At 52.1% G+C, this 12,881-nt stretch carries 7 protein-coding genes; 2 read left to right on the top strand and 5 right to left on the bottom strand.

Annotated features, from left to right (window positions below):
- Window positions 1–143: 143 nt before the first annotated feature.
- Complete coding sequence (locus ACN0YN_RS29810) at window positions 144–2,327, bottom strand: hypothetical protein (RefSeq protein WP_417388532.1); 2,184 nt, start codon at window positions 2,325–2,327, stop codon at window positions 144–146.
- A 113-nt stretch (window positions 2,328–2,440) separates the two neighbouring features.
- A complete protein-coding gene (locus ACN0YN_RS29805) occupies window positions 2,441–3,787 on the bottom strand; it encodes a DUF1501 domain-containing protein (protein ID WP_417388531.1) in 1,347 nt (448 codons plus the stop codon).
- A 491-nt stretch (window positions 3,788–4,278) separates the two neighbouring features.
- On the opposite strand from ACN0YN_RS29805, the gene ACN0YN_RS29800 reads away from it, so the two are divergent.
- On the top strand, window positions 4,279–6,813 hold the full coding sequence (locus tag ACN0YN_RS29800; RefSeq protein ID WP_417388530.1) for a DUF1553 domain-containing protein: 2,535 nt from the start codon (window positions 4,279–4,281) through the stop codon (window positions 6,811–6,813).
- Between the two features lie 88 nt (window positions 6,814–6,901).
- Here ACN0YN_RS29800 and ACN0YN_RS29795 read toward each other — a convergent pair whose 3' ends face one another.
- Both ACN0YN_RS29795 and ACN0YN_RS29790 read right to left on the bottom strand, forming a co-directional pair.
- Window positions 6,902–8,413: a sulfatase-like hydrolase/transferase gene (locus ACN0YN_RS29795; protein ID WP_417388529.1), complete on the bottom strand. Its 1,512-nt coding sequence runs from the start codon at window positions 8,411–8,413 to the stop codon at window positions 6,902–6,904.
- 237 nt (window positions 8,414–8,650) lie between these two features.
- Window positions 8,651–9,172, bottom strand: a complete 522-nt coding sequence (locus ACN0YN_RS29790) for a type II secretion system protein (RefSeq protein WP_417388528.1) — start codon at window positions 9,170–9,172, stop codon at window positions 8,651–8,653.
- Window positions 9,173–9,602: 430 nt separating this feature from the next.
- On the opposite strand from ACN0YN_RS29790, the gene ACN0YN_RS29785 reads away from it, so the two are divergent.
- Entirely contained in the window at window positions 9,603–10,655 is a 1,053-nt protein-coding gene (locus ACN0YN_RS29785) for a hypothetical protein (RefSeq protein WP_417388527.1), read from the top strand.
- 97 nt (window positions 10,656–10,752) lie between these two features.
- On the opposite strand, the gene metG is transcribed toward ACN0YN_RS29785, so the two are convergent.
- On the bottom strand, window positions 10,753–12,798 hold the full coding sequence (gene metG / locus ACN0YN_RS29780; protein WP_417388526.1) for a methionine--tRNA ligase: 2,046 nt from the start codon (window positions 12,796–12,798) through the stop codon (window positions 10,753–10,755).
- Window positions 12,799–12,881 lie beyond the last annotated feature (83 nt).

The raw sequence follows: 12,881 nt of genomic DNA, 5'->3' as shown, positions 1-12,881 counted from the left end.
GAAGGAACTTCTAGAGCGTGTCACAATTAACCATAGCGTCTGTCAATCTAATTGACTCGGTCCCAATGGACCTGGAGACGCTACAGTAAAACTGGACACAGTCTAGCTTCCAGAATAGGGGAGAGAGGGGTTGAAGTCGATCCCTATTTTTTCGCCAGCTTGTCTTTGCCATCCTCATCGGTGATCGTCAGATAAATCACGTTCGATGCGTAGTTGGTGGTAATTGAAAATGTAATGCCCACGCGCGCCATGGCTGCGAACGGGAAGCGTTTGACGGGTGTCGCTTTTTTGGAAGCTTCAATGATCAATGTCCCTTCCAGTGTATCGCCGGTCAACCGGGTTTTGCTTTTCTTGGAAAGCGTGACGCCGGGTGGCAACTGCAGCCCGAATTTCGAATTGAAATATTCAAACGCGGTCGCCAGTACGATGGGGTCTTTATACGCTTCGCTGCGTTTGACCTTCACTTTGATCTCGGCAGATTCGCCGGGCTTCAAGACGATTTCACTGGGGGTGGCGGTCACTTCCAGGATATCCAGAGGTTTTGTGACGCCTACGATCGAGGTGTTGATCGGCCAGCGTGCCTGTCCGCCACCACGCGACTGAATTTCGCAGGTGATGCGTCCTTCGCGGACCAGTTCCTGCTCTTTGCCGTCCGGGCCTTTGACTTTGGCTTTGCCGGTGATTTTGACCAGAGAAGCGTTAATGGGGGCATCTTTATCTGCTTTCAGAATCAGACCACAGTCATTGACGCCGGCGGGAAGTGTCACTGGTTCAAAGGTGACGCCTTTGGGGAGACCTTCAATGTTCATTTCAATCGGGCCGTCAAAACCATTCAGACGTTTGACGCGGGCGAACCACATCATGTTCGTTCCCGGTGCGATCTGTGCGTAATAATATTCGCCGCCGACCTGAAAATCAGGACCACTCAGTTCCGCCGTCAGATGATAGGCAAAGCGAGCGCCGCCCCGATCGTGCAGATCACGGAGAGAGACATAGTACTCGCCGTCGGCAGGGGCCTGAAAATGGAAGTCGACGTCTTTCATCTGCAGTCCATCGTCGGCTTCCACGTTTGCACCACCGTTCACATAAACGCGTTGGGCTTTGCCTTTGGAGTCGAGCACTTCCATCACGCAGTCCAGCGGCAGATCAATGCGATTCGACATCAGCTGGAATGAATAGTACTGGTTTTTTTTCGCTTTGAATGAGAAGAACTGAGTCTGCTCTGCCTCTGTAATGACGCCGCTCACACCCAGGGGGAATGTCAGAGGGAAGGCGGTTTTCATCGAGGTGTTCGTGTCAGCGGCGACCGCCTGGGGATGCTCGCTGATCAGCGTCCAGACGGCGTTGGTCTTGCCGGCCGGTGTTTCAAAAGTCCGTTTGGCCCAGCCTGTCTCTTTGGCCTCTTTCGCGGAGAAGCTGGCTTTGTTGTGTCCCTGTAACGCGTAACCTGCAAGAGCGACTTCCGCTGCTTTCCCTTTTTGCACGGCCAGCGGCATCGTATGCGTCACATAGGGACCATCGCTGATCTCAACGCAGTACGCATATTTCCCGGTGCCCACATAACGGGTATCCCGGATTTCAAAAACATAGTCGCCGTCAGTAGGCAGAGTGAAGGAAATCAGGGAATCCGATTTAATGAAGTTGTCGTTCTGGGCGATGATCTGTTTCTGCGGACCGTACAGGGTCAGGATCGAATCCATCAGGTACACGTTGGAAGTCTGCATGGTATGAATCGCTTCTGTCACACGCTGAGCATAGACTTCCAGGGTGATCTGCTGTCCTTTTTTCCCTTTGAATTTGAAGCAGTCCATGTCTTCGGATCTCTCGACGATTCCGCAGACGGCTGCGGGAACCGTGATTTCCTGGGCAGTATCAAATGTGTTGTTATCTTTCTTTTCCACTTCTTCGATCACCGGATAGGGGGTGACCAGCAGGTGAGTGACACTGGAGACTGCCTGATCTGTCGCGACCCGGCATTCGTAAATGCGGGCGGCCTGATCTTTGGGGACTTCGATTTCAAAATCAAACGGAGTTCCTACGGAACCACGGCCACGGCGCGGTGCGTCTTTGTGCTTCGTTTCCGCAAAGGTCATCTTGATGCCGGGCTGATCGAAAAAGACAGAGTGGGTGTTGTCCAGCGTGTAACTGGAGTGCAACTGAATTTTCCGTTTGTCCCCCTGCTGGACAGCCACGGGTTTGAATGTCACCAGTTGACGGAACCCGATTTTTGCAGGGGGCGGCGTCTTCTTGTCATCGGCGGCTTTGAGGTGCGCGGGAGTGATGACGAAGCAGGCAACGGTCAGCAGAGAATAAAGTAAGCAGCGCATCGAATGTCCTGATTAGATCAATAGGAGTGCTGTAAAACAGGGACGCCCCTTGGAACTCATACGTTCCCAGGGGCTGTCACTGTTGGTTTTGGGATGAGTGAAGCCGCCGGGAATTAACCCATCAGCTCCGGAATCGGTTGTCCTTCGCAGACGATCAGGGGGCGACCGTCTTCCGGTGAAACAAAGTAATGATCCAGGTTCACACCCAGTTTTGTGTAAATCGTCGCAGCGACGTCGGCGGGGTAATACTCTTTTCCGACGGGACGGGAACCGGTGTCATCGGTGGCACCGATCACCTGACCGGCAGGAGTGCCCGCACCGATCATCATCATGGTGGAAGCGGTTGACCAGTGGTCACGACCGGCGGCAGAGTTGATCACCGGGGTCCGTCCGAAGTCGGTCAGCCAGACGACCAGTGTGTTATTCAGCATGCCACGCTGTTTGAGGTCCAGGACCAGTGTTGTCAAAGCCCGGTCAAACGGAGGCAGTGAACCACGCAGCGATTTGAAGTTGTTGGTGTGAGTATCCCAGCCGCCACTGCTGACAGTAACAAAACGGGAACCCGATTCAATCAGACGACGGGCCAGCAGACAGCTTTGACCCAGGTAATGCCGACCGTAGTCGTCACGAGTCTTATCTGATTCCTGACTCAGGTCGAACGCTTTCTGGGTATCAGCGGAAGTGATCATGCTGAACGCGTTCTGATAGTGGGAGTCAGATGCTTCGAACGCATTCTGATTGCGGTCTGCCTGACGCTGCAGCGTATCAATGGCACTCAGGGCCTGTTGACGGCGTTTCATGCGATCGATGGTGATTCCCGATGGCGGAGAGATATCACGCACGGTGAAATTCTTCGCGTTGGGATCGCCGGGAATTTCAAACGGGTTGTACTGCAGTCCCAGGTAACCACCCAGTCCACCATTAAAGCGACGGTCAACATTGTTGCCGATCTGAATGTGGGGGGGGATGTTCGTTTTGAATCCTTTGGTTTTCGCCACCACTGCTCCATAGCAGGGGTACGTCACCGAAGGATTGAATTTATGACCGGACAACATGAATGCATCAGCCGTTGAGTGAGCACCGTTCTGCGGATTCAGATTCCGCATGATGGAAAACTCTTTGGCGTGTTTCGCAAACAGTGGCAGCTGATCGGTAAACTGATAACCGGGCAGGGCAGTGCTGATGGGGGAAAAGTCGCCACGTATATCAGCGGAGGCGTTCGGCTTGGGATCGAAGGTGTCGTGATGGCTGGTACCACCTCGAGTCCAGATCAGAATACAGTTGGTATCGTTAGAAGGATCCGTCAGCGCTGCAGACTCACTTTCAGAAGCACGAGCCTGTCCACGCAGCAGTGAATCGAGAGTGACTCCAAACGCACTCAGCGCACCAACTTCTAACAGAAATTGTCGGCGACTTCCGGTTTCGCAGTTCGAAACCTTTTGCGGGAATAGCTTCAGCATTGGAAACTCCTTTGGTGTGGCAGGTTCCTGGTGTTACAGGAATTTATGAGGGAGGGATGTTTCGTCAGGGTTGTTGATTTATTAAGTAACTATCATAATTGTAACCGTTTATGTAAGGTAGGCAAACATTAAATCGGCTTTCCGGCCCGAAATTAATAAGTTGGATTTTCGCATCCCCCAGAATCACTTCTTGATCGTATTAATCTATAGCGATAAAATGAAGTGAGCAGGGGACTTTTCCGTACAGTAATGTAGTTTTGTGGCTTTCCTGCCGTTGCTGGCTTATGAAGGAAAAAAATGATGAAAGTGCAGAGTTTTTTTTGCTTTTCCATCATTTTTTAGTATATTTAAGTATAAATGGCGTTTTATGTTAAGCCATTAACTCCCACCTGATTCCACACTCAACCTGCCATCCCACCTGTAAAAGGTTTTTCAGCGGCGTCGTGTTTTGTTCTGCGAGTACGATTCACTGCTTCAGGAATCCTCCTCCGATGAAGTCCGGCCCCCTCAAGAAAGTTGATCTCATGTTCGACTGGAAATTATTTGTGAAACGAAATCAGATGTCACATCGAATCCTGTTTCTCACATTGTTCGTTGCGGTAGTGTCGTTGCAGAATCTCTCTCACGCTGCAGAGACAAAACTGAATGTCTCGCCGCAACAGATCGTACTCGAAGGCCTGCTGGATTATTTCCAGATCCAGGTGCCTGTCGAAGCGAATGGCAAGATCACAGGCGATCTGACGCATCAGTCGACCTTTACCAGCCTGACTCCTGATGTGCTGGAAGTGAATGCGGAGGGACTCGTTCGTCCGCTGGCTTTCGGTAAGGGAAAGATTGAAGTTACACATGCCGGGCAGAAATCAGAAATTTCTGTGGAAGTCAAACCTCGCGCGAATGGAAAGAATGCCAGCTTCGTGAAAGATGTCGTCCCCGTTTTAAATAAAGGGGGTTGCAGTCTGGGGGGCTGTCATGCCAGCCAGTTTGGTAAGGGGGGCTTTAAGCTGTCACTGTTTGGATATGCTCCCGAACAGGATTATCCGGAAATGGCCCGTGATGACAGGCAGCGGCGTATTTCGATTCTGCAGCCGGAAAACAGTCTGATTCTGCAGAAGGCCTCCATGGCAATTGCACACGGTGGCGGACGTCGATTCGCAAAAGACTCTTATGAATATCGCATTCTGAAAACCTGGATCTCAGAAGCGGTCACTGAGATTGACGATAAGGAACCGACGGTCGTCGGAATGCAGTTGACTCCCATGTCGCGCCGTTACCAGCAGGGGGACGTGCAGCAGTTGCGTGTCGTCGCGGAATACAGCGATGGCTCGACACAGGATGTCACCGCGCGGGCTCAATACGACAGCCTGATTGAAAATATCGCGACGGTAACACCGCGGGGGAAAGTGGAAATCGTGGGAGCTGGTCAGACCGCCGTCATGGTGCGTTACATGGGCCAGGCAAAAATTTCGACGGTTATTTCACCTTATAAGAATGAAGTCGATCTGGCTGGATTCAAGCCGAACAACTTCATCGATGAGCATGTCAAACAGCGATTCACTGAACTGGGACTGGAGCCTTCCCCGCTGTGCAGCGATGAAGTTTTCATCCGTCGTGCCTTCATCGATACGATTGGTACGTTGCCCAAACCGGAAAAGGTGATGTCGTTTCTGGCATCGAAAGCACCCGATAAACGGAGTCAGCTGATTGACGAGTTGCTCGGATTAACGGGTGATCCGGAGCGGGACGTGTATGTGGAAGCATGGAGTGCCTACTGGGGCATGAAGTGGGGCGACCTGCTGCGTAACAACCGGAATAAAGTTGGTGACGGCGGCATGTGGGCCTTCTCCAACTGGATCCGTCAGTCACTGCGGGAAAACAAACCCGTGAACGAATTCGTGAATGAGATCATCACCGCGCAGGGTTCGATCTACGAAAACGGTCCGGCCAACTATTTTAAAATCGCCACGAATCCGGAAGACCTGGCAGAAGCGACTTCGCAGATCTTCCTGGGAGTTCGCCTGCAGTGTGCCAAGTGTCACCACCACCCCTTCGAAGTTTACAGCCAGAAAGACTACTACAGTCTGGCCGCCTTCTTCACGCGAGTCGGAAATAAGGGGAGTGTTGATTTCGGCGCGCTGGGAGCAGATACCATTGTCAAAGTGAAAAGCAGCGGATCGATTCGGCATCCACGAACGAAAAAAACAATGGAGCCGACTCCGCTGATGGGTGAGCCCATCGATACCTCTTCCTACCGCGATTTCCGTCGGCCGCTGGCACGCTGGATTACTTCTCCCGAGAATCGTCTGTTTTCCAAGAATATGGTCAACCGCTTCTGGTCTTACTACATGGGGACCGGATTTATTGAACCCATTGATGACATGCGGGAAACGAACCCGGCTTCCAACCCGGAACTGCTGAATGCTCTGGCGGATCATTTTGTGGAATCGGGTTACGACCTGAGAGAACTGATGCGGGCGATTATGAATTCCCGCACCTATCAGCTTTCTTCGGAGCCACTGCCTGAGAACGTTGCGAAAACCCGCTTCTATACACATTACAATGTGAAACGTCTGCCGGCGGAAGTTATGCTGGATGCGTTGGATGATTTGACCGGTGCGCAGGAGCGTTTCAGCGGAGTTCCCCAGGGGACCCGGGCGATTGAACTGCCTGACCCGAACTATAATTCGTACTTCCTGGATACGCTGGGGCGTCCCAAGCGTGTGATTACCTGTGAATGCGAACGTGCCAGCCAGCCGAACCTGGCACAGGTGCTGCAGGTGGCCAACGGTCAGTTAATCAATACCAAGCTGGCTTCAAAAAGCGGCCGCATCGAAGCGTTACTGAAAGCCGTCGTACCCGATCATCAGGTCTTTACCGAAATGTATCTGGCTGCCTTCAGTCGATATCCGACGAAAGAGGAACTGGCGAACTGCGATCAGATCGTCAAAGCGGCCAAAAACAAACGGGAAGGCTACCAGGATGTGATGTGGGCCATCAGCAACAGCCGCGAATTCCTGTTCAACCACTAACACAGGTTTCTGAAACAGCAACAGCCCGTTTCCGATAGAGGGAAACGGGCTGTTTTTTTATCCGGCTTCAGAATAGCAGCGGTTCTGATCAGGGCTGCTTCTGCTTTTTCTGTTTCTTTGCCTCTTCCTGCTTACGGTAATATTCCGAGAGAATTTTTCCCTCATAGCGGGCGAATTCCCATTCAGGCCAGCGGGGGGCTTCGGCCTGGACTTCATCGAAAATCTCCTGCATTTGTTGTTTCATTTTTTCCAGGATTTCCTGTTCGCTTTCAGCACGGTCGGTGGTCTCGGCGATGTCACTCTGGATGTGATACAGTTCGAAGCCTTCCAGCTTCGCATTTTTGACAGCGTCGATTTCTTCCGCTGTAATACCGCCGGACGGTTTGGGGCTGGGAACATTCAACTTCGCGAGCAGCTTCCATTCACCATCACGGATCGCGACTTTGGCATCGTTGTGTGCCCGGTTGAACTGCCAGTAGAGCGGCCTTTTTCGCTGGATCGATTTACCTTCCAACAGCGGCAGTATATTCGTGCCATCCAGCACGCGATCGGTCGGGGACGGGATGTCAGCGACGGCACACAGGGTGGGTAGAATATCGACGCCACATACGGGGACATCGCTGGTGGTTCCCGGTTTGACATGATCGGGCCACTGGATAATACCGGGCACGCGAATTCCCCCTTCGTAAGTCGCTCCTTTTTTATCGCGCAGTGGTCCGGAAGAACCATGCGGGTGTCGTTTTGTGATGGCCGGCCCGTTGTCACTGGTAAAGATGATCAATGTGTTATCCCGCAGTTTCTGTTCTTTCAGTGTTTTCAAAATACGACCGAAGGCATCATCCATTTGTGTGACATTGCCGTGATGCGCGGGCAGGGTGGAATCTTCGGGCGCGGTATAAAGTTTGCGAAAACGTTCGGCACTGGCGATCGGTTCGTGGGGCTCATGAAAACAGACAAACATGAAGAACGGTTTTTCTTTATCGCGGAGTTCCGTCAGCCACTGTTCCGCTTCGTCGGCCACCAGCTGCGATGCATATCCTTGCAGCGGACCCACGGGTTTGGCGTTTCGCACGAAGTTAAATGGGTTCTCGTGCGTGGGCAGGGCGTTGTTCTGCGTCGAGAACCAGTGATCGAAGCCGTGATCGGAAGGCTGGGGCTGTCCGACCATATTGAACATGCCGTTGAGATGCCATTTACCGACATGACAGGTCGCGTAGCCTGACTGACGCAGTAAAGTCGCGATCGTGATTTCCCGTTTGCGGACATGCATGGGGGAGAGCATGGGAATCCAGTTATAGATACCGACGCGGAACGGCGTGCGGCCGGTCATCAGGCCGGTGCGCGAAGGGGAACAGTTGGGATGCGCCGCATAACAGCTGGTCAGTTTCAATCCCTCTTTGGCAAAGCGGTCGATATTCGGACTTTGAATCAGCGGATGACCGTAACAGGCGAGGTCCCCGTAGCCCAGGTCGTCGCAGAGCACCACCATGATATTCGGTCGCGCGGGTGACGTGGAAGCGGCCGTTTGAACTGCCGCGGAGGATTCGTTCGTGAAGAAGAGACTGGTAACGAATACCAGCGCGAGGGACAAGCTTCGCATCGTGTCTGCCTTTCTGAATCTGCGCTGCTGTCACCACGATTCGTGAGACAACGTTTCAGCGGTTGAGATTTGCTTTGTTATTAATACTTAAAAGCAAAGTCAGCAGAAAAGCAACACAAGGTCGTCAATTCCATAAAAACAGCCCCTTGCACAAAAATCATGCAAGGGGCTGATTCAGGTTTACACTTTTCAAATTAAGCACTCAGCCAGATTTTCAGGCCAGGCTGAGCCAGAAGATTAAAGCGTGTCTAAAGCTCTGCCGTCAGCGGCATTGCCAGAGTTGTTACCTTTAATTTCACCTGTCGCAGGATTATAAATCCAGCCGACAACTTCCGTTCCATCTTTAGCAGATTCATCGGGAGTCGTACCGGCCACGTCGGTGACGATCATGATTCCACGACCACCAGTAAAGGGGTTAGGAGGAACACTGCCAATCAGGTACGGACCCAGTGGTTTGGTTCCGACGGCACCGGTGGTTCCATCTTTATCGCTGGAAAGCAGCAGTGCATTGCGGAAATCATCCGTATCGGTCGAACCGTCTGCGGGATATTTGCCATCGTGCTGGAACTTATAAACCTGAATCTGGCTTCGCAGAGTCTGCAGGTCCTGAACGAGTACTGATTCTTTGGCATCATCGTTCGTGGAAATAAACTGTGGTAAAACGGTTGCAGCCAGGATTCCAAGAATCACGACAACAATCATTACTTCAACGAGTGTAAAACCAGCTCGTCGTTTCTGCTGTAGAGTCGTTTTAGTCATTGTCCTTCTCCGAGATTTACGAATGTGCGATTCACTTCGTGTTGTTTTAAATACTTCGAGGTGTTCCGAATTGAGTTCGCTTAGGGAACTGGTAACCCCGGTTTGTTACAGGATCAGATTTGTGCTGGGAATAAAATTAACTTACGTATCAGATCCTCTGTCATTGGCCCGATCAGAGGGGACACCGACTGAGTGGCCACCCAAAACTTATGTTTTTTATCAAGCGAGTCAATTAAATTTCAGAAGAATAAAGACTTGATGGCGTGCGTTTTGGTGGTTTTGAGGGTTGTGCTGGTTTGAGATGAAAACCTCATCCAAAAATCAGTAAAAACGGTGATCAAGAGTGGATGATTCCTGTAAAATACGTCGAAGTGATGGACCGTTGATAACGCCAGTTAAATCGGTTGCAATGATAGTCGGGATTGTCTGTGTGTGGCGTTTCGTTCAAATTCCCGAATTTCAATGGAAGCATATCGTTCTGAAAGCGGAATTGATGTCAAACCTGTTCCGGATATTAGTAGTAGTTGTGCTTTTTCAACAGGTGCTGCGGGCCGAGTTACCCGTGTCATGCGATCGAACAAACACATTTCGTGTTTCCTTGCCGGAGGGTTCTGTCACAGGCGAATCCAGCCTGCGCGAACATACTATTATCTGGCATCCTGAAAAGAAAAAATATTACCTGCTGGCAGATGTCATCCCGCTGGCCAGTGATAATCACCCCAATACCTATAACACGGAAATTCATCTGTTTTCGAGTCCGGATTTAGCTGACTGGCGCTACCATGGTGTGGCGATCAGAAAAGGAACTGCAGCAGACGCCTTCGATCGCTATGGTGTGGCCAGTCCTGTTGCAGCGACGCTGGCCGATGGCGTGATCTACTGTCCTTACAGTGCGCGTAGAACCAGACAGTATACCGGGCGGAGTGCAGGCCTGGCCTGGTCGGGCCCTGATCCGGAACAGATTCCCTGGAACAAATCCGGTCAACCAGTTTCAGAACTGCCCGGCGAAGACGATGATGTCGCCCTCATATCGAGAGCCGGGGATGACCGCTTTCATCTGTATCACCGTACGACGGGAGTCGACGGGTATCAGATCGTATACCGCGCTTCTAAAAATCCGCGAGACAAAGCATCCTGGTCCCAAGCCATTACCGTGGCGGCACCGCCTGTGATGGTCCGAGCCCAGGAACTGACAGGAGCGGTCTTTGTCGATGGGCTCTTTCACCTGTTTATCATTGAGCATTTTCATAAAGGAAGTGCTCAGATTGCCCATGTCGTATCACAGCAGCCCGCTGGTCCATTTCGGGCGTATCATAAAAATCAGCGATATCTCGAACCTGAAGATCAGCCACGCAACATCATCTACAGTGGGCATATTACACCTGTGGTCAGGCAGGGAAAATGGGACGCCTTTTTCTGGACGACCAGCCAGCAGGGAAAACGTTATGGTTTAACCGGGCATCCGGTACGACAGAATCCATAGCAGGCTTCTCCTGGACAAACTGTTGCCTGACATGCATACGAAAACAGGCCGCCCGAGAGAACTCAGGTGGCCTGTTTGATTACTTTGGATTTCGCATTTAATGCACGCGCTGTCCTGGCACCGCGCCTTCATCCGGGGAGAGCAGGAAGACATCTTTCCCGCCCGGTCCGGAAGCCAATACCATCCCTTCGCTCGTACCAAACCGCATTTTGCGGGGTTTGAGATTCGCACAGCAGATCACCAGTCGACCGATCAGGTCTTCCGGATTGTAAGCTGCTTTGATGCCGGCGAAAACGTTGCGGCGTTCATCGCCTCCCAGGCTGAGCGTCAGCTGCAGCAGCTTATTCGCTTCGGGAACTGAGTTCGCTTCCACAATCCGCGCGACGCGCAGATCGACTTTCACGAAATCATCGATCGTGCATTCTTCCGACATAGGCTCCTGCTCGAGGGCGTCTCCGCTGTCGTTCCATTGTGAGGCGGCTGCTTCACTTTCAGCGGCTTCGGCTTCTTCTTTTGCTTCTTCAGTCATGGCTTGTACCTGTTTTTCTTCTATTCGTTTAAACATATGCTGGAATTTATTGACGGCCGTTCCTGCCAGGGGAGTCTGTGCCTGATCCCAGCTGACAATCGGATCATTTAACAGTTCGCCGGTCTGCTCAGAAAGTTTCGGCAGAACCGGGCTCAGATAGATGACAATCTGCCGAAACAGATTTAACGAGATCGTGCAGATATTCTGCAGCTCCGCCTGTCGGCTTTCGTCTTTACGAAGTTCCCACGGTTTCTGATCTTCGACATACTTATTGGCGCGATCCGCCAGTGCAAGAATCTCTCTCATTGCACCGTTGTAATCGCAGGCTTCATAAGCGGCGGCAATCGCATCACTGCGGCTGGCGGCATGCGCGAACAGTCCGCCATCCTCGGGATACTCAGCAGACAGACCCGTATTCGCGACAAACTTCGCCGAGCGACTGGCCAGATTGACCACCTTGCCTACCAGATCGGAATTCACTTTCTGAACGAATTCGTCCAGGTTCAGATCCAGGTCATCCAGTCTCGGTCCCAGCTTGGAGGCGTAATAGTAACGCAGGCAGGCGGGATCGAGGTGATTCAGATAAGTGGCCGCTTTAACGAAGGTCCCCTTCGATTTGGACATTTTTTCGCCGTCCACGGTCAGGAAGCCGTGAATGTGAACCTTCTCGGGCAGATTAAAGCCCGCGGTTTTGAGCATTGCCGGCCAGAAGAGCGTGTGGAAGTAAGTGATATCCTTGCCGATAAAGTGATGCACTTCGGTTTCGGGATTCTTCCACCATTGGTCGAAGTCTTCGCCGTTCTTCTCACACCATTCCAGTGTTGAGGCGATGTAACCGATGGGCGCGTCGAACCAGACGTACCAGTAATTGCCCGGGCTGTCCGGGATTTCAAATCCGAAGTATGGGGCAGGGCGGGAAATATCCCAGTCCCGCAGCGGGTCGCCCAGGAAGTGCCCTTTCAGATAGTTGGCAACTTCGGACTGCAGATGCTCGCCTGACTGTGTCCATTCATCGAGGAAGCCGTGCAGGTCTTCGATGCGGACAAACAGATGAGTGGCGGTCCGCAGTTCCGGCGTGGTATTTGAGAGCGTACTGATCGGGTCAGTCAGGTCGGCCGGTGTGTAAGTGCTGCCACATTTATCACAGTTGTCGCCGTACTGATCGGTGGCTTGGCATTTGGGACAGGTCCCTTTGACAAAGCGGTCGGCCAGAAACGTATTTTCCTGTACGTCGAAGAGCTGAGTCACTTCTTTCTCAACGACCAGTCCCGCGGTGCGTAATGCGCTCCAGATTTCATGGCACAGCTGGCGATTCTGTTCGCTGTTGGTGCTGCCGTAATTGTCGAATTCAATATTGAACCCCGAGAAGTCGGCAATATGTTTCTGCTGGACGTCGGCAATCAGCGCTTCTTCCGAACGGCCTTCCTGGCGGGCGCGGATCATAATCGCTGTTCCATGCGTATCGTCAGCACAGAAGAAGCGGCAGGCATGGCCGCGCAGTTTCTGGAACCGCACCCAGATATCAGTCTGGATGTATTCCACAAGATGGCCGAGATGGATGTCACCGTTGGCATAAGGCAGAGCCGCGGTGACCAGGATGCGACGTTGGGTCATAATAATTCCGTAAAAGGTGAATTCTGGTCAGGGAGTGAAACAAACTAATATAAAAAGACACGGAAATCACGGCGGGGTTCTCT

It is taken from the genome of Gimesia sp. (genome assembly GCF_048260065.1).
Taxonomy (GTDB): Bacteria; Planctomycetota; Planctomycetia; order Planctomycetales; family Planctomycetaceae; genus Gimesia.
This window is presented reverse-complemented; position numbering and strand designations above follow the sequence as displayed.